The sequence below is a fragment of the Streptomyces sp. NPDC046985 genome (assembly GCF_040644415.1).
Classification (GTDB): domain Bacteria; phylum Actinomycetota; class Actinomycetes; order Streptomycetales; family Streptomycetaceae; genus Streptomyces.
Map to the genome: position 1 here is coordinate 331,375 of NZ_JBEYWK010000001.1, position 24,962 is coordinate 356,336.

16 protein-coding genes are annotated in these 24,962 nt (G+C 66.0%); 10 read left to right on the forward strand and 6 right to left on the reverse strand.

What is annotated here, in order from left to right; genetic code table 11:
- Nucleotides 1–158: 158 nt before the first annotated feature.
- From ABZ861_RS01445 to ABZ861_RS01460, 4 genes are all read left to right on the forward strand, one after another.
- On the forward strand, nt 159–1,265 hold the full coding sequence (locus ABZ861_RS01445; protein ID WP_361621748.1) for a threonine synthase: 1,107 nt from the start codon (nt 159–161) through the stop codon (nt 1,263–1,265).
- A 159-nt stretch (nt 1,266–1,424) separates the two neighbouring features.
- Nucleotides 1,425–2,165 carry an NAD(P)H-binding protein gene (locus ABZ861_RS01450; protein WP_361621751.1) on the forward strand — a complete coding sequence of 247 codons (741 nt, stop codon included), beginning with the start codon at nt 1,425–1,427 and terminating at the stop codon, nt 2,163–2,165.
- A gap of 134 nt (nt 2,166–2,299) precedes the next feature.
- Entirely contained in the window at nt 2,300–2,749 is a 450-nt protein-coding gene (locus ABZ861_RS01455) for a cupin domain-containing protein (protein WP_361621754.1), read from the forward strand.
- 148 nt (nt 2,750–2,897) lie between these two features.
- Nucleotides 2,898–3,074, forward strand: a complete 177-nt coding sequence (locus ABZ861_RS01460) for a hypothetical protein (RefSeq protein WP_361621757.1) — start codon at nt 2,898–2,900, stop codon at nt 3,072–3,074.
- A gap of 386 nt (nt 3,075–3,460) precedes the next feature.
- On the opposite strand, the gene ABZ861_RS01465 is transcribed toward ABZ861_RS01460, so the two are convergent.
- From ABZ861_RS01465 to ABZ861_RS01480, 4 genes are all read right to left on the reverse strand, one after another.
- A complete protein-coding gene (locus ABZ861_RS01465) occupies nt 3,461–5,524 on the reverse strand; it encodes an AIPR family protein (RefSeq protein WP_361621760.1) in 2,064 nt (687 codons plus the stop codon).
- Nucleotides 5,525–5,605: 81 nt separating this feature from the next.
- Nucleotides 5,606–5,809 carry a hypothetical protein gene (locus ABZ861_RS01470; protein WP_361621763.1) on the reverse strand — a complete coding sequence of 68 codons (204 nt, stop codon included), beginning with the start codon at nt 5,807–5,809 and terminating at the stop codon, nt 5,606–5,608.
- An 804-nt stretch (nt 5,810–6,613) separates the two neighbouring features.
- Nucleotides 6,614–7,198 (reverse strand): suppressor of fused domain protein, encoded by a 585-nt coding sequence (locus ABZ861_RS01475; protein WP_361621766.1) that lies wholly within the window; start codon nt 7,196–7,198, stop codon nt 6,614–6,616.
- Entirely contained in the window at nt 7,195–13,836 is a 6,642-nt protein-coding gene (locus tag ABZ861_RS01480; RefSeq protein WP_361621769.1) for an RHS repeat-associated core domain-containing protein, read from the reverse strand. Before ABZ861_RS01480 ends, ABZ861_RS01475 begins: the two co-directional genes overlap by 4 nt.
- A 676-nt stretch (nt 13,837–14,512) precedes the next feature.
- Between ABZ861_RS01480 and ABZ861_RS01485 the strand changes: the two genes are divergently transcribed.
- Together ABZ861_RS01485 and ABZ861_RS01490 are read left to right on the forward strand one after the other, a co-directional pair.
- Nucleotides 14,513–18,352: an FG-GAP-like repeat-containing protein gene (locus ABZ861_RS01485; RefSeq protein ID WP_361621772.1), complete on the forward strand. Its 3,840-nt coding sequence runs from the start codon at nt 14,513–14,515 to the stop codon at nt 18,350–18,352.
- 235 nt (nt 18,353–18,587) lie between these two features.
- On the forward strand, nt 18,588–20,261 hold the full coding sequence (locus ABZ861_RS01490; protein ID WP_361621775.1) for a VCBS repeat-containing protein: 1,674 nt from the start codon (nt 18,588–18,590) through the stop codon (nt 20,259–20,261).
- 374 nt (nt 20,262–20,635) lie between these two features.
- Here ABZ861_RS01490 and ABZ861_RS01495 read toward each other — a convergent pair whose 3' ends face one another.
- On the reverse strand, nt 20,636–21,172 hold the full coding sequence (locus ABZ861_RS01495; RefSeq protein ID WP_361621778.1) for a hypothetical protein: 537 nt from the start codon (nt 21,170–21,172) through the stop codon (nt 20,636–20,638).
- A gap of 108 nt (nt 21,173–21,280) precedes the next feature.
- Between ABZ861_RS01495 and ABZ861_RS01500 the strand changes: the two genes are divergently transcribed.
- From ABZ861_RS01500 to ABZ861_RS01510, 3 genes are all read left to right on the forward strand, one after another.
- Complete coding sequence (locus ABZ861_RS01500; protein WP_361621781.1) at nt 21,281–21,862, forward strand: Uma2 family endonuclease; 582 nt, start codon at nt 21,281–21,283, stop codon at nt 21,860–21,862.
- Nucleotides 21,863–22,152: 290 nt separating this feature from the next.
- Nucleotides 22,153–22,422, forward strand: coding sequence for a type II toxin-antitoxin system Phd/YefM family antitoxin (locus ABZ861_RS01505; protein WP_015578585.1), 270 nt, complete (start codon nt 22,153–22,155; stop codon nt 22,420–22,422).
- The gene (locus tag ABZ861_RS01510; RefSeq protein WP_361621784.1) at nt 22,415–22,678 is read left to right on the forward strand and encodes a type II toxin-antitoxin system RelE/ParE family toxin; all 264 of its coding nucleotides are present in this window, start codon (nt 22,415–22,417) and stop codon (nt 22,676–22,678) included. The genes ABZ861_RS01505 and ABZ861_RS01510 overlap by 8 nt, the downstream gene beginning before the upstream one ends.
- A 79-nt stretch (nt 22,679–22,757) precedes the next feature.
- Here ABZ861_RS01510 and ABZ861_RS01515 read toward each other — a convergent pair whose 3' ends face one another.
- Nucleotides 22,758–23,003, reverse strand: a complete 246-nt coding sequence (locus tag ABZ861_RS01515; RefSeq protein WP_361621787.1) for a hypothetical protein — start codon at nt 23,001–23,003, stop codon at nt 22,758–22,760.
- A gap of 1,120 nt (nt 23,004–24,123) precedes the next feature.
- On the opposite strand from ABZ861_RS01515, the gene ABZ861_RS01520 reads away from it, so the two are divergent.
- Complete coding sequence (locus ABZ861_RS01520; protein ID WP_361621789.1) at nt 24,124–24,954, forward strand: hypothetical protein; 831 nt, start codon at nt 24,124–24,126, stop codon at nt 24,952–24,954.
- The last annotated feature ends 8 nt before the right edge of the window (nt 24,955–24,962 follow it).

Sequence of the window (24,962 nt, forward strand, 5' to 3'; positions counted from 1 at the left end):
CTCGGCGGCCGCGCGAGCGCGGCGGAGCCCCGCCGACGGCGGAGACCGCCGGACGCCGTGCCGGGGCCGACGAGGCGCCGTCAGGTCGCCTCCACTCCCTCGACGAGCGCGCGCCGTCATGCTCGTACGCGGACGTAACCGCCGCATAACCTGCGCACATGACACCTCTGCCGGACCGTTACTGCCCCCTCGACGGCGTCCGCGTCCCCGGCGCCTCCCTCGCCTGGTGCTGCCCGTCCTGCCACGGCCCTCTGGACCTCGACTTCTCCCCGACCCCGGCCACACTGAAGTCCCTCACCGGGCGGGTGAACTCGCTGTGGCGCTACGCCGAGACGCTGCCGCTGTCGCAGCCGTCGATCTCCCTGGGCGAGGGGCGCACTCCGCTGGTGTCACTGACGGACACGGTCTCGGCGAAGCTGGACTACATGACGCCGACGCTGTCGTTCAAGGACCGGGGCGCGGTGATGCTGGCCGAACTGGCGCTGCGGGCCGGACCGCGCCGGGTGGTCGCGGACAGCAGCGGCAACGCGGGCACGTCCGTCGCGGCGTACTGCGCCCGCGCCCGACTGCCCTGCACCGTCTACGTCCCGCTGGGCACGTCGGCGAAGAAGCTGGAGCAGATGGAGGCGCACGGCGCCCGGGTGGAGACAGTCGACGGCGGCCGCGAGGCGGCGGCCGCGGCCGCACGGCGCGCCGCGGACGAGCCCGACACGTTCTACGCCTCGCACGTCTACAACCCGTACTTCCTGCACGGCACCAAGACCTACGTCCACGAGCTGTGGGAGGACCTCGGCGGCCGGCTGCCCGACGTGCTGGTGCTGCCGGTGGGCAACGGCACGCTGCTGCTCGGCGCGGCGCTGGCGGTCTCCGAGCTGTTCGGGGCGGGGCTGCTGGACCGGCGGCCCGCGCTGTGGGGCGTGCAGGCGGCGGCCGTCGCACCGCTGGCCCACGCGTGGGAGGCGGGCGCCGAGGAGCTGACCGGGACGACGGCCGCGGCGCCCACGCTCGCCGAGGGCATCGCGATCACCCGGCCGCCCCGGGCCCGTCAGATCCTGCGCGCCGTACGGGACTCGGGCGGCGCCTTCCTGACCGTGACCGAGGATCAGATCCGCCACGCCCAACTGGACCTGGCCTCGCGCGGCCTCTACGTCGAGACGACGGGCGCGGCCAGTTGGGCGGCCGCGCGGCAGGGCGCCCTCGGCGGCAAGTCGGCGGTGGTGCCGCTGTGCGGAGCGGGGCTGAAGTCGGGGCTGGCGCGGGCGTAGGGGAGGTCTCCGCGCTAGCGGGCGAGCGCGCGGGGCGCAGGGGGCACGGGCCGTCCTCCCCCTCGCCTCCCGCTCGTCCTCCATTCGCCCTCCTTCGATTTGTCGTGCTTATGCTGAAAGGACGGTTCAGAGACCCGGCGCCTGGAGAGGATCCCTCGGATGAAGATCGCTGTCATGGGGGCGGGCGGTTTCGTCGGATCACGGCTGGTGGAGAAGCTGCGGAGGACCGAGAACGAGATCACGACGCACGACCGTTCCACCGGAGTGGACCTCCTGACCGGCGAGGGCGTGCCGGAGGCGCTGGCCGACGCCGGCGCGGTCGTCAACGCCATCGACGCGCCCAGCTTCGACGAAGCCGCCGTCGCCTTCTTCCGGACGACGACGGAGACGCTCCTGCACGCGGCGGCCCAGGCGGGCGTGCGCAACGTGGTGCTGCTGTCCATCGTCGGGATCGATGACGCAGCGGATGTGCCGTACTACGAGGCAAAGCTGCTCCAGGAGCGCCTGGTCGAGGCGGGCCCGGTTCCGTATTCGATCGTGCGGGCCACGCAGTTCATGGAGTTCATCGAGTCGATCCTGTCGTGGACCAGCGACGGCGACGCCGTGCGGCTGCCCACGACCCGGATCCAGCCGGTCGCCGTCGACGACGTGGTCGACACGCTGGCCGAGGTCGCGACCGGGCCCGCGCTGAATGGCGTGATCAACGTCGCGGGCCCCACGGCGTACCCGCTCGACGCCCTCGGACGCCTCACCCTCCAGGCCCGCCCCGACGGACGCCACGTGGTCGTCGACGAGACGGCGGGACTGTTCGGGCAGGTCCCGCGGGACGCCGTCGTCGCGCCGCCGGGCGCCCGCCTCGGCTCCACGTCCTACCCGCAGTGGCTGAAGCACGGCGCCTGAGACGCGTGAGACGCCGGACAGGGAGCGAGCGGCCGAACGAGCGGCAGGAGTCGCCGCTCCGGTCGCACTGCTCCGGCCACGCCCCTGACCGACCGATCGGCTCCCCGTCCGGGAGCCTGGACGGAGGTAGCGCGATGTCCCGGAACGACGAGTCCACGCCGCGCCCGTCCGCGCGGCACGAGCACGGCTCCGACGCCTGGAAGAGCGCGGTGACCGTGATCCACGAGGCGGCGCCCCCCGCCTTCCCGGAGGGCGCGCACGTCTGCACGGCGCGGGTCGAGTTTCCCCCCGGAGACCCCGGAACCCCTCCCCACCGGCATTCCGGCCCGGTCTTCGGCTACGTGCTGGAGGGCGAGATGCTCTTCGAACTGGAGGGAGAGCCGGCGAGGGTGATCCGCGCGGGCGAAGCCTTCTGGGAACCGGGAGGCGACGTGATCCACTACTCAGACGCCAACCACCGCACCGACACCCCCCTCCGCTTCCTCGCCACCATGGTCTGCCAACCCGGCAAGCCGATGCTCGAACTCGTGGAGGAGCAGGAACTGGAAGAACGAAAGCCCAGACGAGCACCTCGAACCACGTAACGGACTGCGCCCCCTCGGTGATCGTTCCCGTTCGCGTTCACCAGCGACCGCGAACGAACCTGCGGCGAAGAAGCCTGATGAGCTGGCGGCCTCGCTTCCACGAAGGTGCTCTCTGTACACCCATGGAACACTTTGCACTGGTGAGCACATGACGCAACCGCTCCCCACACAGTCCATGCGCGTGCCCCAGTCCGAACGCCTGCACCGCCACCTGCGCGTCGGCTATTACCGCGTCGTCTCCACGATCGACGAGGGAGGAGTGGCGGTATGGATCGCCTCCGTCGGGCACCGCTCCACCGTCTACGAGGACCTGACCCATTTATGACATCTACGTCAGGCAAGCCGACACCGATCGCCATGGTGATGGCGCAGAAGCCGACTCCCGAGGAGCCGGCCCCTTTACACCCGCGACAGCGGCAAGCAAGTGACAGGGCTAGGCCGCGTGAGCGTGCCGTCATTTGCGATCTCGAAGACGACCATGGTCATCCGGAACGGGATCGCGGCGGTGATATCCGCCCCGACCTCGTACCGCCTGGCCTACGCACCCGCGAGGCCGTGCCGCCCTGTGCGACCCGGAACCCAGTCCCCTACTACGGGAACCCCACATCCTGACGTCGCCCCACGGGAAGTGCCGAGCAACCCCTTGAACCGCCTGCGCAGTCCGGTAGGGCGTCCCATTACTGACCTCCCGCCAGCGCCGCGCACCTGCCGTCAGACCTCATCTTCCGCCTCTTCGCCGTAGATCCGCTGAGCCAAGTTCCACAGACTCAAACCATCCGACTGGTACCAGCGAGCCGTTCCCTGATTGGCCACGGGGCGCTCGTCCCAGTCGGCATCCGCCCACATCTTCGACACCAGACCGGACGGCGAGTACTGCTGCTCGTCGTACGCCCACAAGATCGGTTTGGTTCGGTGATTAACCCAGGTGGCCTGGGGTCGCTTTTCGTCTTCAACAAGCCACTCTTCCATGGCGTCACGCTCGGGCTCGTTCAGGGCTTCGTACCGGAGCGGGGCTCCATCCTTGATGACACGCCGGTCGACCAGGAGCGGAACGGTGTTCCGGCGACGCGGCTTGCGCTCCTTCGTGGAAGGTTCGGGAACGGCGACACCATCGGCCAAATCGCCGAGAACACTCTTCGCCAGTTCCCTGCATGTCTCCGCGGTCTGGAAAGCAGTCCTGATCTGGGGACGCGACCCATAACCAGTCACGATCTGATGGGTCAGTCGGCGGACCAGTTCCGGCACCAGGGCAGGAATTTTCTCCAACACCTCGCTGTCCCAGTCGAAGTCGGGGTCATCTATACTCGTGGCACCGAGGTGCTGGAATATCAAGTGGGTGACCAGAAAGCCTCCATGCTCTGCAGTCGCAGCCTCGCGGCTGTTCTTCCCACTGCCCAGTTCGTAGACCGCGCTCCGTGCCGCGCGCAGCGTGAGTACGGAGCGCCACACCTTCTGCGGGGAGGGTTCGCGTTTGAACAGTACAGTGTGGCTGCCTTTGGAACCCTGCTCCCAAAGATTTTCCATGGAACTGGCAGCCCGGGCGGCCTGTTCTGCCTCCGGGTGTAGACAGGCCAGGGCAAGGGCGAGTTCGTCCAGTGAACAACCGGTCTCGGGCGCGGCGACCGGCTCGCCCCGCTTGATCACGTACTGCTTGCGCAGCTCGGCGCGTAGGTTGGCCTTGATCGCCTGGTGTACGGGTTCGAGCGCGATGTGATCGCGCTGCTCAATGGCGTTCTGCCGGTTCGCCGCCTGCGAGACCTGCACGCCGAACTTCCGGTCCTCGTGTGTATTGATGACCTTGATGCTCAAAGTGGCATGAGCCGCCGCCTCACCGTCGTCATGAATGGCTCTGGCGACTGCCCGCACTGTCTGAGCACCGTTGACGATGCTCGCTCCTGTCACGGTGAGAGTGGTCGGCCTGCTCTGCGGTGCCTTGGCGCTGTCGTGCTTAGCCGTAAGCGAGTCGCAGATCATGGTGATGCCGTTGTTCAAGTGCCAGAATCTGGTGGGATCGGACGTAAGGGTCTGACCGATCTCCACATTGGTGACGGTGGTCCCGAGCGGGGCCCGGAGATTCTGTTCGAACAGACCGGTACCGTGCGTCTCGTACCACTCAGCGACGCTCTCTGCGGAGACCGTTCCCTGATAGGCCTCGAGCGGGCCTTTCTGCTGGTACCAATCATCAAGGCGTACGGCCAGACGGATCGGCTCGGGCCGAAGATCCGCATGGATTTGGTCATGGAAGTCCGCGGCATACAGCACCTCGATGCTCAATCGGGCACCGTGCTTGTTGAACTCGTCCAGAGCATTGTCGAGAACCTCGCGTGCGGGCGGAGAGGGCTCCACGGTACCCATCAGCGCGATGACTAGAGTGGCTCTCTCGTTGACAATGAACGGCCTGGCCTCCAGGGCGAGGGTGCCGGCACGCTCGTTGAACTGGTCGTACAGCTCGTTCTCGATTCGGTTAAGACCGTCAACCATCGCTTTGGCCGCGTCTACATCAAAGGTCGCCGTACCCTTATCGCTCCACTTCGCTTGTACCAGCAGAGCCTGCTTGCTCTCCGGCAGGGGAGCGATGGCATCCATTCCCTGGTCTGCTATGCCATCCGTCACGAACCGAGCCGCCTCGGCCACGCTGCACTTGGCCACGCGTCGTACCGCTAGGGCGGCGAGGGCACGGGAGAGGAAGCGCTGTTCGTAGTTGCCCCCGCGGAAGTGGGCAATATCGCTGTCATCTATCACTCCGTCAAATGTCTCGTACAGTTGCTCGCGCACCTGCGTTACCTGACGAGGTATGTCCGCCCCCGAGGTGGCCATGGATGGTTGCCTTCCCACTGGTAGTGTCCTCATGATCGCCTACACCCGCGTCTTGATACCCGAGCCGTTGCCACGCTGCTGGAGACTGAAGTTTACGACCATCAACGCAACACCAGCCGTGTCGATCATGGCCTCTACCCAGCCCAAGGCCACCTTGAGGGGTAAACGCCTCGTGCCAAGCCAACCGTCGCGCACCATCTGGGCGAAGTCGGTCAGTGCCGGGAGGCAGGTGAGTGCGCCCACGGATGGACCTGGGAAACCGGTCTCCACTGCGACCAAGATCGCAGCGGCGACCTGGCCGTACGGGGAAATCGCACCGGAACTCGTCTGGTGCAGAGCGACGGTGAAGGGAACCGACTCACGAATGCGGAGAAAGAAAAGGTCGTCCAGGAAGCCGCAATCGCTAGCGCTCTGCCGGGCGCGTCTCAGGAGGCGGCGAACAAAGTTATGGAACCTGTCTAGCCTCTTCCTGGCGTCAGACAAAAGGATTCCGTTCGAGCCGGGACGCATCTAACGTAGTTCGACGAGCGCCTGAGTGTTGAAAAGATAGTGGACGTCGGAGGAGTCATCCCCGCCCTTCGCCACCCGCCGATCGGTTGTCGACATGACCTCAAAGGCGCAGCTTGAATCACCTGCGCGGGTTATGAACGTTTGAACGACGGTCCCACCGATGCCGCTGAACCTCGTCGCTGCTCGCCGAATTGGTGCCGCGCCGTGCCGTCTTCGCCATAAAACTGGACAACGGGTCAACCTTGGCTCCAGAGACCGGGTTCCCGTTCTGCTGAAGAACGCCGGCCCGTGATTGTTGCAGGCCCCGCTGGAGGCGCAGGTGTGGTCCACAGGTGCGTCGGGTCAGTACGCGGCGTTGGCCGTCGTCATCTTGGACGAGGCGCAGTCAAGGCCGGAATCGGGCAGGCAGTGGTCGGAGATGTCGAAGAAGACTCCACGCCGAGGGGTCCTGCCTCGTCACCACACCCGCCGCCCAGTCCATTTCACCTGGCAAAACAGAATGCAAAAAGGTGCAGTGCTCGCTCGGGCGAGGACGAATTAGTTCTGAGGCTCTGATCCCCTTCTGGGAGGAAAGACTGATCGCCTAGCAGGGTTCCAGAATGGGACCTGCGACGACTCCATCGCTTCCATGAGGCCATTAACCCCATGTTCGGAAGCATATTCAAGCTCGTCCCGAAAGGCGGGAATCGCCATGAGGAATTCAACGTGCCGACCATCGAGAAGATTAACCGGTGCAGGCACACCATCAAGTGGCGCAAGAAGGACGAAGCCGCTGAATTCAGTCCCTTCCACGAGGCCTTGCGGAGCACTGTAGACGTGACCGGCACCTAGACTCTTGCCAGCCATCTGCGCGTAGATTCCAAGCCTGGCGAGCGGGCTGGCGATATCGTCGCACTCAGGAGCTAGCCCAACGAAAAATTCTTGACGATGCTCCACTTCGAAGCTTGGCAGCGAATAGTCGCTCGCCCCCATGGTGGCATATATATTCACACCCTGAGTAGAAGCACTTGCTCGCCATTTGAGTACGCCAATTACATACTCATCTTTTTGAAACTCAGCCTCCCTCTCCGGATCGCCCCAATTCTCTCTGTAGTAGGACTGAACATTGACGTGACTGATCATGGTTTACCTCCGAAAGGCCACCATACACCGGACGGCCATGCATTGGGCCACCATTGCCCAGATCCTTCACCCAGCGACTTGTCCTGCTTGCTTGCATTACACGGCCTGCAAGCTCCTGTTGTGTTGCCTGGGTCATTTACTCGCCGAGAGCGAACGTCTCGACTGCTAAGCCATCCGCCTCGGTCCCAGTCACCCTTTTGGGGATCGACGTGCTCAAACTCGGTTGAGGGAGAAGCGTCGCAGTACGGACAGGTTGGAGACTTTGCAATTGCCGCGTTGCGAACTCCCGTCGTTGGACGCTTATATGCCTTTCTCGCATAGTCAGGCGTCAAGTCTTCCGGGCAGTTGTGCACCAGAATCGGCGTCGCCCCCGCCAGCACATAGTACGTGTGGAGTCGATCGACCGTGAGGTTGTAGGTCACGGACGTGCGGTGGTAGTTGCGTACGGCGGTGATGGTGAGGGGAGCGGCGTCGGGCTGGCGGAGGTGTTCGCCGGGCTTCAGGTCGGCTGCGTTGACCCACTGACGGCGGGTGCTGTCCCAGTAGGGGTGGTGCTGAGTGGAGGTGAGGGTGCTGTCGCCGGCCTCGGTGTGGACGGTGAGGTCGGTGAAGTCCTTGTCGGCCTTGGTGACGATGACGTCGGTGACCTTCTCGGCTTTCGCTGTTCCCGAGACGGGGTCTGTGGCGAGGACTCGGTCGCCGATCTTGACTGACGCGATGTCCTTCTTCGTGCCGTCGGCGAGGAGTACATCGGCTGCGGGAAGGAAGCTGTTGCACGAGCCGCGTGCGGCCCGCATCGCCAGCTTCTCGGCGGCGAGTTCGCCGCCCAGTGCGAGGGTGGCGCCCCAGGCCATCGAAGTGGCCTGATCCTTGAGGGAGTCGCTGGTGCTGACGCCGCCGCTGAGCCATTCCTCGGTCACTGTGCCGGCGTCCGCGGCGGCCGCACCGCACAGGGCCACTCCGGCCAGACTCGCTCCGCCCGTCTCCGGCGCACCGGCTACGCTGCCGGCGTAGCAGCCGGCGCCGGTGAGAAGCTCGGCGCCCATGCCCCCGAGTGCCGGCCCGTGCTCGGAGATCCAGTGCCCCGCGCCACCGAAGTGGTCCAGCCAACTGCCGTGGTGGTCTTGGTGCTTTCCGTTTCCGCTGCGATGGCCGGTCCCGCCACTGTTCCGACCGCCGCTGTTTCCGCTGCTGCTGCCACTCGACGGGGAACCGCATGAATGCGTGGTGCAGTAGCTGTGGTCGTCGTCTTCGTTGGTGGAGCGGTCGTTGTCCTGGTTCGGGGAGCCGTCGTTGTTCCAGTCGTCCGGGTAACAGGCGGTTCCGTAGGCGCCGCATGTCTCCATCAGCCCGGTGGGGTCGCTGCTGGTGACGGGGTTGTCCCCGGCGTAGGCGTAGCCGCCGATCTGGTTGGGGTCGGTGGCTTCGAAGAGGGGGTCGGCGGAGACGAAGCGGCCGAGGGCGGGGTCGTAGTCGCGGGCGCCGAGATGAGTGAGACCGGTCGTCTCGTCCTCGGTGCCGCCGATGAAGCCCTTGTCGCCGGGCCAGGAGCCGGGCTGGGAGCCGCGGGGGTTGCCGTAGGGGTCGAAGAGACGGAAAGTCGGGGTCTGTGCGGTGGAGTTGAGGCTGGCCGTGCCGGTGGCTTGGTCGTTGGAGGCGACGTAGTTGTAGGCGGCGCCGGCGCCGGTGCGGGTGCAGGTGACGCCGCCGGGCAGGGATATGTACCGGGTGCCGGAGAGGGCGCCGCCGCCCGCGGGGTCGTAGGTGACTTCCTGGCCGGGCAGGAAGAGAGTCTTCTTGCCGTCGGGGTCCGTGCGCAGGAGTTGACTGCCGTCGGCGTCGTAGGCGTAGGTGGTGGGGTTGTCCTGGCCGGTGGACTTCAGGCTGGTCAGTTTGCCTTCGTCGTCCCAGTGAAGGGTGTCGGTGCCGGGTGTGGTGGTGCGGGTGGCGGTGTTGCCCGAGTCGTCGTAGGTGTAGGCGTCGTCGGTGACGGTGTGGTCGGCGTGAGTGGTGCTTGTTCCGGTGAGCGTGTCCGGCTGCTGCGTCGGGGCGCCGGGCTTTCCGTAGCTGTAGTCGGTGGTGGTGTCCCCGGTCTGACCGGCGACGGCGTGCTGGACCTGGGTGGCGCGGTTGCCGTTGGCATCGAAGGTCCAGGTGCTCCAGTAGGGGTCGGGTCCGCCGACGGTGGGGGTGGCGCCCGTGGTGCTGGGAGCACCGGCGCAGGCGTCGGTTCCGGTCCAGGCGTCGGTCATGCGGCCGAGCAGGTTGTAGCGGAAGCACTGGGTGTCGCTGGCTGAGCCGAGCCGGTTGTCGGTGATGCGGGTGACGTTGCCGGCCAGGTCGCGGGTGTAGGTGGTGTCCTGGACGGTCTGGGGCGCGGTGCTGCGGCTGACGTTGGCGTTGTTGAGTGCGCCGGTGTGGTCGTCGTAGGTGTCGGTGAACGCCGCGGTGTTGGCCAGGGTGCCGACCGACGTCTGGGAGACGCGGGAGTAGGCGTCGTAGTGGGTGTCGGAGGTGTAGGTGGACAGGCCGCCGACGCTGGTGGGCAGGCCGAGGCTGTTGTAGCCGGTGTAGACCTTCTCGGCGGGCAGGTTGCCCGCGGCCGGGTAGCTGGTGGACAGCGGCAGGCCGAGCGTCGGGGTGTAGCTGAAGGCGTAGGTGTAGGCGCCGGCCAGTCCGGTGACGCTGTCCGGGACGGTGGTCGTGGTGCCTGTCGGGTCGCCGTGGACGTTGTAGCCGGTGACTGCCGTGGTGAAGGCGTTGTGGTCGGCGTCGTAGTGCGTGGAGGAGGTCTCGTGGCCGGCGCTGTTGGGGACGGTGGGGGCGTCGTAGGCCCAGTCGGCCAGCTTCGGGGCGGAGGAGTCCGCTCCGTCGTATTCGGCGGTCTTGCGTCCCAGGACGTCGTAGTCCAGCGAGACCGTGCTGCCGCGGCCGTCCTTGGTCCACTTCAGGCGCCCGTCGGCGTCGTAGCCCATGGACGTGGTGCCGGTGTCGGGGTCGGTCTGGCGGACCTTCTGGCCGAGAAGGTCGTAGGTGAACGTGCGCTGGTTGAGCGCGGGGTCGGTGATGGCCGTCATCTTGCCGTGGCTGCCGACGGCGTCGTAGGTGAAGGTCGTCGCCTCGGGGCTGCCGCCGGTGACCTGATCGCCGGTGACGGTGGGCATGCTCGCGTAGGCGTCGGTCTCCACGGTGCGGCCCCGGCCGTCGGTGACGGTGGTGGTGGGGGTTCCGCCGGTGGGCGGGATGACTGTGACCTGGTCGCCGCCGTAGACGGTGCGGGTGGTCTCCTTGGCCGTGCCCTTGTACTGGGAAACGGTTCTGACCGGCTGGCCCAGGCCGTCGAAGGTAGTGATCTCCTGGTTGGTGACCTGGGGATCGGTCGTGGCGACCAGGGTGGTGTTGGGGCTGCTGGAGCCGTCCCAGTAACCGTGGTTGGTCTTGTAGGTCCAGCCGTGGCTGTCGTAGTAGGCGTCGGTCAGCAGGCGTCCGCCCTGCGGGGTCTGCGACTGGGTCTGACGCAGTCGCAGCAGGCCGTCGTAGAGCCGGGTGCCAGTGGCGTAACCGCCGTCCTCTTGCAGTTCCTTGGTGGTGACGGAGGAGGGGCTGGTGGCCGATACCTGGTAGGCGTACGTGTAGTCGGCCGACTGCGTGGCCTTGTCGCGGCCCGGAAGCCAGGTCGCGGTGACGCGCCCGAGGCCGTCGTAGGCGGTGTCCGTCTCGGCGTTGTTCGCGTCGGTGGTGGCCGTGGTGGAGCCGCGGGCCGGGTCGAGGGTGGTCGAGGAGGTCTGGAGCTTGGCGTTGGTCACCGTGACCTTCGTCGTCTGACCATTGGCGGTGGTGTAGGCGGTTCGCGTCCTGTCGCCCAGCGCGTCCCAGGCCGAGGTCGGACGTCCCCAGGCGTCGTAGTCGGAGACGGAGTTCACCTCGTAGGTGAAGGAGCCGCTGCTGTAGCCGTCCGCGGTCGCGACGAGGGTGGGCTCGCCCAGGGTCGGCGTGGACTGACTGGCCGGGATGTTCATCGGCCATACGGTGGTGTCGGTGGGGGCGGGTGTGTCGTAGTACGTGCGGATGTCGGAGACGACGTCCGCAGGGCGGTTCGCCGACGGGTAGCCGAGGCCGTCGGAGGTGCTGGAGTCGCCGGCGCCGCACGGTCCGGCGTCCATCTCGACTTCGCCGACGAGGTCGGTCAGGTTCCAGCTATCGAGTCCGGGCGCGTACTTGTCGGTGGTGCACGTCTCCTGCGCGGGGACGCTGACGTCGCCCTTGTCGTCGACGTAGCGGAGCAGGCCGCTGGTCTTGTCGTAGGAGCTGGTGGCCTGGGTGGTCCGCCAGGTCGCGGTCGACTTCGACGTGATCGCCGTGGTGGTGATGGTCTGGGCGGGGCGCACCATGTTCGCCGTCAGGGCCGGCAGTCCGCTGCGGCTACGGGTCGCGGTGGGGCCGCTGACCCAGTAGGAGCTGACCGTCGCGTTGGCCGGCGATCCGCCGCTGCCCTTGTAGACGATGGATTCGCGTGGACTGCCGGCGAGCTGGGCGGTGTCGGGGACGGACTTCACAGCGCCGGGCACGGGGACGTCGTTGGACAGCACGACGCTTGCGGAGCGGGTGCCGGAGGGCATGGTGTCGCCGTTCATGCCCTGGTAGTAGATGGTGTGGGTGAGGGTCTGACCGTCGGTGGACGTGCCGGTACGGGTCTCCACCTCGGAGTAGCCACGCCACTGGGCGTAGGTACGGAACTTGGGCTTGACGATCTCGTTGTCGTCGTAGTGCCAGGCCGCCTTGCCGGTGTACTTGTACGAGGTGACGGTACCGGCGGAGGCGCCAGTGTTGTCGTTGTCGCTGACCGAGGCGACGACGTATTTGTCGAACCAGTCCAGGATCGGCGTCGTCTGGCCGTACGGGGTCCAGTACACCGGGAAGCACTGGGTGGTGTTCGTCGACGGGACGGTGCTGGTGCTGCAACCGGTGGGCGCTTGGTAGTTGACGCTGATGGCGTCGCCGCTCTCGGTCGCGATCCCGGATATGCGGAACTTGTTGAGGTTGGCGTAGCCGCTGCGGACGTTGAACCGGTTGGCCAGATTGATCGGCGTGAACTTCACCGCGGGCAGGGTGATCGGCGTGCCGTTGGCGCCGGTGTGCGTGATCGAGTCCAGCCACAGTGCCGGCTTCTCGTTGCCGTCGTTCGGGTTCGGGAAGCTGTGCGCGAGGGCGTAAGTGTCGACGTCGCTGTACGTCTTGGCCGTCGGGTCGGACAGGATCTGCGTCTTGATGGACGTCAGGCGCTTGGTCGAGAAGAACGTCGGCGAATGGATCGAACAGGCGGCGCCGCTGTTGCAGTTCAGGTCCCAGGGGACGTCCGGCCAGCTCGAGGTGTGGGAGTCGATGGGAAGGCAGGTGGAGGCGGTGCAGCGCCAGTCGGTGACGAACTGCACGCGCTGCGGGGCGACGGTGGAGCCGTTGCCGAGCCCGTAGTCGATGTGGTCCAGCCAGCCCGCGCGGGTGTACTTCACGCCGGTGGTGGCGCCGTCGGCGCCGTAGTAATTGGTGTGGGTGCCGTAGTAGTAGACCATCGCGTTGCCGTGGACATCGACGACCTCGTCGAGGTTCCACTGCCATGCCTGCTTGCAGGACGCCTTGGCGAAGGTCGCGTTGTAGCACGGGTCACCGGAGTGGGCGCCGTAGACCGGAGCGGTCCACGCGGAGTTCGTGGCGCCGTAACCCGGAATGGTGTTGCGGCCGTAGTAGTAGATCCGGCCGTTGGAGGTGATCTTCCAGTAGTCGCCGTCGTAGGTGTCGTTCTGCGTGGTGTTCCCGGCGACGACGAACTCGACCTTGGCCGTGGTGTCGTCGGACAGCTTCCAGTGCGTGGGCACGGAGGCGTCGTAGACGATGTCCTGGGAATGGCCGTCGAAGACGATGTGCAGGATCTGCCCGTCCCAGCACAGGTCGGAGGTCTTCGGAGCCGTGCCGGCCGGGTCGTCCTTGCACGGCACGTACGAGCGGGTCACCGCGCCCGGAGAGTAGTCCCAGCCCTCGCCGACCCAGCTCGGCTGGTTGTCCGTCGAGGTCATCCGGCCGTCGACGGACTGCGCGGAGTAGCTCAGGCCGACGTCGGGCGTCAGGCCACCCGGCGACGGGGGCACGCTGACGGGGTAGGAGTAGGTGAAGTCACCGCTGTTGCCCCCCGCGCTCCACGACCCGGAGGGCGCGAAGGGAGTCGCCGAGTAGTCGCCCGCGCCGCTGGAGCTGTCGGAGGTCGCGGCCATCACCGTGACCGCGGAGGCGGACGCCGCGCTTCTTGCGGTCGCGGACACGCTTGGCTTCGCGAGTTCGACGGTCCCGGTGAGCCGCGAGGCGGCGGCGTCGTTGGCGCCGCGGACGGGTGTCTGCACGCGGCAGGCGGGCTTGGCCGGCGTGGTCAGGGCACAGGCCGGCAGCTCGACCAGGCGCAGCCGCGAGGACCAGTCACCACCGAAGGCATCCCCGAACGCGGAGTAGTCGACCGACACCGCGACCTTGCCGCCGCCTCCGCCTCCGCCCTTCGGGACTCCCGCAGTGAACAACAAGCCGTTGACGCCCAGGCGTTGCGCGGCGGCCCGATCTCGGAGTTGGAAGGTCACCTTCGCCGGGACCTGCACTGCGTCCTTGGGCGCACTCACTGCCGGTGCGGCCTCGATGGGCAGTCCGCCGGCCCAGGACCAGCCCCCCACGGTGGAGGAGCTGGGCGACTTACCCGCTTCGCCAGCCGACGACGCCGGCCGAGAGGCGGGCTCCTTCAAGGCGACGGTCGCCGTTCCCACCGCGGGCCACGAGACCTTGCGGGGTTTCCAGCTCGGTATGTTCCGTGTCAGGCGCCGCCCGACGGCGGGGACGTCGTGAACGGTCACCGAGTGGACCCGAGGGGCCTGGGGCAAGTGCGAGCCGACTGCTTCGGCCACCGTGGGGGCGACGAGCGTGGACGCCAGCAAGCTGAACAGCGCGACCGCAGGGACGGTCACCCTTCGCCTCAACTCCCCGCCGTGTCCACCGAGTCGATGGACGACCCCTCCCCGTGCGGGCATCACCACGAAGTCCCCTCTATTGATCACAGAAACCAGCGCACCGTACACATCCGTGAAGATGACACGGAAGACGTGTGAAGATCCTTGATCATCCTTTGGCGATCTCTTGGTGAACCGGCAGCGAAGATCTACCGGCACGGCAAGTTCGCACATGCACTACAAGGCATCACACGCCATGCGAGCTGCGCCACGTGTCGTGCGTGCCGCCGACTGCCCGCACAGCACGCATCGCTGGTTCGATCGAGGGGGGCGCATGCCCGTATCCATCCGTCTGTCACGACGCCGCAGCAGAGGTTCAGCACCCGGCCTGACGAGCGCACTCACCGCGGCGTTGCTGACCGCAGGGCTCGGACTGCCGTCCGCAGGAACCGCGTGGGCGCTCTCCGACGGCACCCCGAACTCCGCGTCGACGGGCACGGCCAGTCCGACCCCCGCCGAAGCGATCGCAAAGGCTGAGGAGACGGGCAAACCGGTAGACATTCCGGATCTCACCACGCCCACCGAGACGGTCACGGCGAACCCCTCGGGGACACTGACGCTGAATCAGTCCCTCTATCCGACCAGGATCCGGAAGGACGACGGATGGGAAGCGGTCGATCCCTCACTGCGTCCCGCCTCCGACGGCAGACTCGCACCGGCCGCGGTTCCCTCAGGGATCGATCTCTCCGACGGCGGGAACGGCCCTTTGGCTGTGCTGACCTCGATGGGCAAGCGCCTGGAGATCTCCTGGCCAGGGTCCCTGCCCACGCCCACGGTGTCCGGCGACACCGCCACCTACTCCGAGGTGCTCCCAGGCGTTGATCTGCGAGCGACCGTCAGCCCGCTCGGTGGGTTCTCCGAAGTGCTCGTGGTCAAGAACGCAGCAGCGGCGGACGACCCGCAACTCGCCAGCGTCGTCCTCAAAACCAGTGCCACCGGCCTGACCGTGACCGCAGACGCGGCCGGCAACCTCAAGGCCAGCGACTCCACCAGCGCCGTCTTCTTCACGTCACCCGCCGCCATGATGTGGGACTCCAGCACCACTTCGACCGGCGACACCGGCTCAGCCCCGACCACTCCCGCCGCTCTGAAGACCCTGGCCGCCGCTGCCACGTCGTCCGGTCGCCCATCGAGCACGTCGCCTTCCGGCGCGGAACGCTCCGGAGCCGAAGAATCCGGAGCCGAGGCCCCTGGGCAGGGAGCGCACGTCGCGCACATTCCTGCGAGCGTGTCCGCCGGCCGTCTGACGCTGAAGCCTGACGGCAGCATCCTGCACGGATCACAGACCCGCTATCCGGTCTACATCGACCCGTCCTGGAACCCGACCTACGCCTCGGACCCCAAGACGGCGTACGACGAGGTGCAGCAAGGGTGCCCCGACAAGAACGCCCTGAACTCCTCCACCGTTCCGTACAACACGCCCGGTGTCGGCATGAACGACTACAGCGGCTGTATGGGGAAGGAAGAGGCGTACTTCCAGTTCCAGGTAGACCCCCGCTTGTGGAACAGCCAGGCACACGTGGTCAATGCCACGTTCAAGGCCATGGAAGTGTATTCAGCCTCCTGCTCGGTCTCCTCCGACGTCCGCACCTACTTGACCGGCGCCATCGACGGCAGCACCACGTGGAACACCAAGCCGAGCCTGGGAACATCGCAGGACACGCAGAGCTTCGGGTCGGCCTGTGTCAACGCGCAGTCCAAGGGCTTCGACGTCACTGACGCCCTCACCAAGGCCGCCTCCGGGAACTGGCACGCCGTCGCGTTCGCCATGGTCGCAGCCGACGAGTCCAACGACGTCTACTTCCGACGCTTCTCGAACAACCCCACGCTGAGCGTGGAATACGACACGGCCCCCGTGGTCTCCTCCGCCAGCACGAGCCCAGACGGCGCCACGATCGGCCACACCACGGTCACCCTCAACGCCTACGTCACCGACGCCGACCAAGGTGCACCGATTCAGGCGAAGTTCACGCTGAGAGGCAAAGACACCAGCGGCAACACGGTCTACCCGGTAAGCGGCTCCCCTTCCCAGCCCGTCGTACCGTCCACCACCGTCACGCAAAGCGGGACCATCGGCTGGAAGGTCGGCTACCTTCCCACCGGTAACTACACCTGGACCGCGCAGGCCGACGACGGCAAGTACACCTCCGCGGTGAAGACCTATGCCTTCAAGGTCGACGCCACAGCCCCCGGCACGCCCACCGTCGACTCTCCCGCCATCCCAGATGGCGCTCCTGCGCCGCCCGCCAGGTCGCAGATCGAATTCGACATCCACCCTCCCTCAAACGGCAAGGACACCGTCAAGTACGCCTATAACTGGGGCACGGCGCCTCCGACGGTCAATCCGCCGCACACCATCACCGCGAAGCCCAACGGACAGACGACCCAACTGTTCGCAGTGCCACTTGGGTTTATTTACGACGTTTTGTACGTGTACGCGATCGACGGCGCCGGCAACCAGTCGGGCCCCTTCGGTTTCGCCTTCAACACTCAATCGCCCACGACAACGGACGTCACCGGCGACCTGTCCGGAGACGGCAAACCCGACCTCATCACCTCCGGAGCCGACGGAAATCTGCGACTGTACCCGGCCACCGGCACCGGAGACCTCGCTGGTCCCGTGAACCTCGTCGATCGTGACGGAGACAGCACCGACTTCACGGACGCGAAAATCGCCGTCGGGACATTTCTCCATGGTTTTGAGCAGGACATCCTGTTCGTCACGAAAACCGGGCGGGCGGGCATTTACGCGGGTAACGGCGACGCTGAGCCACTGCCTTGTTCGATGACACAAGGGGGTTGCTCACTCGACTCGGGCATAACACATGCGGCGACCCTCGACAACGCACCCTTCACGTGGTCCGATGTGAAGCAGGTTGCCGCCGATGACTCCCAGTACGCCACCGCCGCTGAACCGAATCTGTGGATCGTCACTAACGAAGGCAAGCTCTACTGGCTTCGTGGGACTGCGGCGTCGGGCGACTTCGGCAGCGCCGACCTCCTGGCCACTGGCTGGCAGAACAAGACCATCGCCTACGCAGGCGTCGTCGGCGGCTACCCGGCACTGTGGGCCAGGGACACCTCAAGCGGCGAACTTGATCTGTTTACTGCACGGGACGACGCCCCCGCCGGCTCTGCTCTCAGCACAAAGACCGTCACTGCCACATCTGGCTGGTCCTCAGCCGCTCATTCCGCACTCTTCTCCGCCGGAGGCGCCAATGCCGGCAACGGCTCCCCCACTCTGTGGGCAGTCGACTCGCAAGCCGTAGAAAATGTTTTCTACTACGCTGCCGACACTGGTGCAGGAACCCTGTCAGCCGGCAGCCGTGTGCAGACCATCAATCCCAGTGACGATTTCACCAGCGACGGTCAGGCCGACATCCTCGCTGAATGGAACGACGGCACCCTGCACCTTTACACCGGCGAAGGGGAGGGCCAGCTCACCGCCGGCAAACAGATCTGGGACTCCACCTGGAGCGCCATCAAAATCATGGTCTCCGGAGACTTCAACGGCGACGGAAAAGGCGATGTCGTCGGCGAATGGGCAGACGGCTCCCTACGGCTGTACACCGGCACCGGCACCGGTGGTCTGAACACCGCCAGTCAGGCTCTGTACGGCTTGCAGACATGGGGGACGGTCAAGCAGATCATCTCCGGTGACTTCAACGGCGACGGTAAGACCGACCTCGTCGCGATATGGGGCGACGGAACCCTCCACCTCTACCGTGGTGACGGCCAGGGCAACATCTCCGCACCAATCTCCATGTGGAGCAACGACACGTGGAGCGGGGTGAAGCTCATCGCTGCAGGCGATTACACGAGCGATGGCAACGCCGACATTCTGGCCGAATGGAGCGACGGCACCCTGCACTCTTACATCGGCGACGGCAACGGCAAACTGACCGCCGGCAAGCAGATGATCGACGGCGCCACCTGGGCCCCCATCACCCACCTCATCCCCGGCGACTTCTCTGGAGACGGCAAAACAGACCTCGCCGCCGTCTGGGGTGACGGGACCCTGCATCTCTACAACGGCGATGGAAGGGGCAACCTCACCGCTGGCGCGCGCATGTGGGACGACGACAGTTGGTCAGCCGTCAAGCTGACGGCCTGACCCTTCTCCAGTTCGGTGGTGGCCCTTCGAAAGGAAGAGCCACCACCGAACTGACTACCTCTCCATTCGTAGACCCCGGACCCCAGCGAACCCTTCAGCCTTACGCTGCGGCCGCGTCCAGTCGCTTACTCGTCCGCCTAGACATCTCCGAGAGGAACGCCGCGTGCGCAGAGCATGCCGTCACCGCACCGCCATCGCCATCACCGCCTTGGGTGCGAGCATCGGTCTCACACCGATGCAAAGCGCGACGGCGGACCCCGAAGCTCCCGCCGTCGCGGTGCACATGGACCGGGGAATCGAGCTGTGGGGACCTGCGGGGGACATGGACGTCACCGTCACCTCGCCACCGGTCACCGACAGCTACATACGCCTCCAAGTGTCCGACAATGCCTCGGACAACCTGCATGTCACCGACGACGCCGGGAACACGCTCCCCCTCGTCCAAGACCGGCAGAACGGCAAGTACGCGCTCATCGGCGCCGAGGACAGCGATCACAACGGCATCGCCGGCACAGCGCTCGCCGACGGAGTGATCCGTCTTCACGTCAGCGCCGGCTATCCCGCCGTCGCCAACATCACCCTGCGGGCCTACCTGATCGACGGCGCCACCGGCGCCGTCATCACGCACTCGGCTCTCGCAACTAACGGCCAACTTCAGGTCTGGCAGCCCTATTTCAGCACCTACTGGCTGACGCCCCAGGGCCATGACCAGCACAGCGGCCCGGTCGAGGTCGCCACCGGCGCCGGCAATTCCGTGGACCAACGGCTGTACATCCAAATGCGGATGCTGACGCCGCCGACGACGACTCGTACGCGCATCGTCTTCACCGCCCAGCAGATCGCTTCCGCCGGCTACACCCCCGGCCAACTCACCGACGCGGTCACGGTGGACTACTCCGATGACGCCGGGCACTTCGCCCCTCTCGCATGGACTTCAGGCGACGACGGCTCGCTGAGCATCGACCTGCCGACCCTCGGCGGCTGGAAGAGCGACGACGTGAAGGATCAGAATCTCCACTTCAAAGCAGCCTGGGGGCTGCCCGCCGGTACCTTGAACGGGACCTTCGAGGTGCGCGACGGGCAGGACAGGCAGTACGCGGGCTGGCGGGAGGGTCTGAAGTTCACCGCCGACGTCGTGCCGTCCTTCGCCCGAGCGGCGTTCTACGGACGCGACGGCTCCGGCGTGCTGTGGCAGTACCAGGCCGACGCCTACGGAGCCGGCGCCCACTACCCTTCGCGCGTCAAGGTCGGCGGCGGCTGGCAGATCTACAACGCCGTGACCAAGCTGTCCGCTCTGAAGGCGAACGGCACCGGTGATCTCGTCGCCCGCGACGGCTCCGGCGTGCTCTGGCACTACCGCGGCACCGGCCACATACAGGCCCCCTTCGCCCCACGCACCCGCATCGGCGCGGGCTGGCAGGTCTACGACGCTCTCACCGGCGCGGGCGACCTCACCGGCGACGGCCGCCCCGACCTGCTGGCTCGCGATCGAGACGGCGTGCTGTGGCTCTACAGGGGCACCGGCGACCCGGCCGCCCCCTTCGCCGCCCGCACCCGCATCGGCGCCGGCTGGAACACGTACGACACGCTCGTCGGATCCACGGACCTGACGGGCGACGGCCGCCCCGACCTCCTGGCCCGCGACCACGACGGCGTGCTGTGGCTCTACAAGGGCACCGGCGACCCGGCCGCCCCCTTCGCCGCCCGCACCCGCGTCGGCGCCGGCTGGAACGCGTACGCCTCCCTGGTCAGCACATACGACATGAACAACGACGGCCGGTGCGACCTGCTCGCCGTCGACCACGACGGCGCGCTGTGGCTGTACGAAGGCACCGGCAACCCGGCCGCCCCCTTCGCGACCCGCGTCAAGGCGGGCACGAACTGGAACATCTACAACACACTGCTCTGAGATCCGGACCAGGGGCGGGCCGCCCCGTCAGAACGAGCTTCAAGTGAGCGTTACGGGCGTCATCTCAGTGGCGAGAAGTCGCCCGTAACAGCCATACAACACGCGACGCACTCCACCGAAACCGCAGCTCAGAAGTGCTCCCCAGCGACATCAAGGGTCCAACTTCAGCAATGGCTCACGACGCCGTGCTGGACGAGTTCGGCGTCGAGGGTCACCCTTGTGCCTTGGTGTCTTATTGCACCAGGTCAGCGACGTGGTGATGCGTCAACGGCTACACGCTGAAGCGGAACGCGCAGCACAGGGCTCCCACCTGCGGAAACATAGTTCTGAGGGGTCCGAGTCAGCACAGAATCAGCACGGGGTCACGTCATCCATCACGCGAGAGCGTCGCCATCACCCAGCGGCTCCACGGGGATCGGCTGGACGGCGGACTCCACCGAGCTGAGGGCCCCGACGTCCGCCCCGCATTCCGAGTTCTGACGTTCCAGTGCCCTGTGAATCCGGCGGCTCAGCGCTTCGACGGAGCGCGACTGCCCCTCCTGCGCATCCGCACTTCTCTTGAGCTGCTCGGCGATCCGGTGCGCGCTCCACTCCGCCGAATCGGTCTCAAGGGCACTGTCCCTGAGAGCTTCGAGATCCACCGTGTAGGTGAGCGGCTCCACGCGACCGAAGGGGCCGTCCGACTCCACACGGAACTCGTAGACCTTGGGCAGCTCCGAGGGGAACAGTTGATGGCCTACGTCCATGACGAAGGGAATGCGGCGCGTCGGAGGCAGGGCGGCGATGGGGCGACCAACAACCCGATGGAGAGTCTCGGCCCGCTCCGCCCCCAGAGTGGTCTGTATCGGAGGGCTCACCGAGATGCGTACGTTGCGGACCAGGGTTTGACCGATGTTCTCGATCACCAGCACGAGCAACGATGACCCAGGGACGGTTGTGGTGCGGCAAGTCGCCGAAAGACTTCCGGCCGGGGGATGGTCGGCTCTCCAGCCTCAGATGCGAGCCGCTACCGTGAAGCCATGACCGCACTGCCCGACTGGATGCGCCCGCCGCGCGCGGAAGGCTGGTTCGCGGAGGACCTCGACCGCCTCCCCGAGGCACCCCGCCACACCGAGCTGATCGATGGAGCCCTCGTCTTCATGATGTCGCCCCAGAGGTGGTGGCACGGCCACCTCGTGACCATGCTCACTGTCGCACTCATGGAGCAGGTGCCCGCCGACACCAGAGTCGGCCGCGAAATGACCATCAAGCTCGACTCGCGGAACCGTCCCGAACCGGACCTGCTGGTGACGACGGCCGATTTCGACGGCGACCGTACCTGGTTCGCACCGGAGGACGTCCAGCTCGTCATCGAGGTCGTCTCCCCGGAGTCCGCCCATCGCGATCGCACAGTGAAACTCCGCAAGTACGCAGAGGCCGGCATCCCGCACTACTGGTGCATCGAGGACGGGGACGGGGCACCCGTCGTCCATGTCTACGAGCTCGACGAACCCACCGGCGCCTACGCGCCCGCGGGGATTTTCCGGGGCACCCTCCAACGCCCGGTGCCCTTCCAGGTCAGCCTGGACCTCGACAAGCTCACACCGCCCCGGAGCGGCTGAAAAGTCAGCACCAAGTCAGCAGGGGAATGCAGAAGGGGTCGGACTCGTCAGAGTCCGACCCCTTCTGACCTGCACGTTTGGCGAGCTATCCAACATAGAGTAGCGAAACGACTACAGGTTGAACCGGAATCTGTAGTACAAGGCTCCCACCTGCGTAAACGCAGTACTGGAAGTGGCTGTCCAGCATCTATCCAGCACGGTGACGAGTCACCCAGCTCATCCAGCACGGCACAACCCGCTCCACCCGGAGCAGATTGTGTACACATGGCACACTCAGTACACTTGAGCGCATGACGCAGCCACTGCCCATAGAGTCCATCCGCGACGTGCGTGCGCACCTAGCCGAGGTCGTGGAGCGCGCCGATCGAGATGACATGCCCACCGTGATCACCCGACGGGGCAAGCAGATTGCCGCCGTGGTCTCCATCGAGGTGCTGCGCAAGTACCAGGAATGGGAAGAGCGCGAGATCAACCGGATCATCGACGAACGCATGGCCAACCCGGCACCCGGCATCCCGATCGAGGACATCATGAGGGAGACGCTGGCGCGCGGTGAGTGAATACCGAACCTTTTTCCGGCCAGAGGCACAGGCCGAGCTCCGGAAGATCCCTCGCGACATGGCCCTACGCATTCTGACCAAACTGACCGAACTGGAGAGCGACCCCCTCGGCTTTAACACCACCGCGCTCGTGTCACAGCCAGAACGCCGTCGACTGCGGGTCGGCGACTACCGGGTCGTCTACACGATCGACAAGGGAGAGCTCGTGGTGTGGGTCGTCCACATCGGGCATCGCTCCACCGTTTACGACACCTGATCCCGACTGATCCAGCGTCTGAGCATCCAGCACAGGTCCAGCAGAGGAACCTTTAGCCTTCTACACTTACCTGCGGGCGCTATTCCGTCTCACTACTCCGTTCCCACTGAGCGCTGTTCCAAAGCGCCGTGATGACAGGAACCATGTGCTCGGGATCCTGATAGGGCGCCATCTCCGACAGTGCTCTAACAAACTTGTGCAGCATGCTGAGAGAGAAATTTTCAGGCTGCATGAAGTTCTTGCGCAGCGTCTCGCGCGCGTTCGGCGCAAGGCCCATGGCAGCGATTGCTTCGGCGAACGTTGGCGTGCCGGCATCGATGTACAAGAAATACAGGCAGCGCCCTAGATTCCTTCTGGCGCCCAGGGAAGCCGCATGGAGCGCCCATGGTCTCCTCGAAGAGTTTATCGGCTGAGTAGCGTGAGCGAGGCGAACCTCGACCACTGCGCGTGACATGTGTCTGATCCCGTCCAGTGACGTCTGATGTTGTCCAACGCTGTCCAGAACTGTCAAAACTGCGCGCGCGGCGGGCCACGCTTGATGCGTCAACATCGAGCGAGAGGACGCGACATGGCTCTGCAACGGCTTCTAATCGAGGGCCTGCTCACTCAGCTACCTGCATCCCTGATCGCTGGCGGCTTGGCAGCGGCAGGCATCTGGGCCGTCCGCCGCTGGCGGCGCCGGAAGGCAGGGGCTGACGCAACCGATCAGGTCGTCACAGCGGTTCCATTCTCAGGGCCCAGCAGAAGTGACTAGTCGTCAGAAAATCCAGCACCGAACCAGCACGGTATGGACGAAGGGGCCGGGCTCTCGCGAGCCCGGCCCCTTCTGATCTGCTTGTTTGCCACATCAGCGACGTGGTGTTGTTTCATCCGCTCAGACGTTAAAGCGGAACGTATCCGAGCCGGACCTGACCTGCGGCGGAGCACCGATCACGGCTCTGACCAGGCATTCCGACGTTGGCGTGCGTTGGCCTCCGACGGGAGTTTACGGGTGTCCTGCGGACTGTCTGCGGACTGGCACTGAAGCCCCGGCTCGCGCCGAATCTGACTGAACGAGACCGCGCTGCGCGTGGACGCCGCATCGTTTACCCAGCGGCCCTTGCCGGGACACCGCCGATGCGGGCGAGCATCAGCCCTGCTCTCCCAAGAGCACAAGGGCACGTGGAGTAAGTGAGCAACAGTAAGCGCCTGAAGTCAGAATGATCGTTTTCTCAAACGTGATAGATCCACACCATAGATATGCCACTCATCTGGGATGACGTCGCATTGACAACCTCCTATATAGGCGTCATAGATGTCATAGGTGTTTATAGGCCACGGCCTGGTCGGGCACAGGGCCCCTGCTTCCCGTAGGACAACCACGTTGGCGCGCAAGGCCGTTGGGCAGCACCATGGGTGCCATGAACCGAACTTTCTCCGCCCCCAGGGAGGCGGAGGGTCTTCGCATGACCCAGCAGGAGACAATCGAGTGGCTGCTGAAGCGCTCCCAGCGTTACAGCGAGGCCGTGCCAATCCGCCGCGCCTTCGTACAGGACACGGAGGCTGTGCGCGGCCTGGTAACGAAGCCGGGACCGCTGCGGAAGCTGATGCGCAGCCCCCGTGCTCTTGACCTGCTGCTCATCACCTACGCCGTCACGGCTGGCGGCGACTTCGCGATTACCGAAAGGTCAGAAACGTGGGGCCGTGCGGCTGGCATTAGCTTCGACACCACCGGCTCGGCCAGCGCCGCGGTCTCCCGCCAGTGGGCAAAGCTGGAAAAGGCCGGGCTCATCAAACGCAGCACTGACGGCCGCAGGACGCGGATCACCAAGCTGCTTGAGGACGGCCTCGGGAATCCGTACACGCTCCCCTCTGGAAGCGAGACGGGCTCGCGCAAGGACGTCTACTTCAAGCTGCCCTTCGCCTACTGGTACGACGGTCTCCACAACCGCCTGGAGATGCCCGCGAAGGTCGTGATGCTGATCGGCATGAGCCAGCGCAAGGCCCGGTTCGCGCTTCCTCGGACCCAAACCTTCGCCGACTGGTACGGCCTGTCGGCGGCCACAATGCGCCGGGGTATCGAGGAACTGTCCAAGGCCGAACTCCTGGATCAGGTTGGCAGCGAGCCGTACATCACTGGCGAGACAGCAACCGGCTGGGGCATACGCACCCTGTACGCGTTCCGGCCGCCGTACCACCTGAACGTAAACAAGACCGACCGAGAAAGCGCCGCCGCCGGCCTCTCGGACAGCGGCCAGCCCGTCCCGGCGACGCCGATGCCGCTGGACTTCTCCTGATGAGTGGG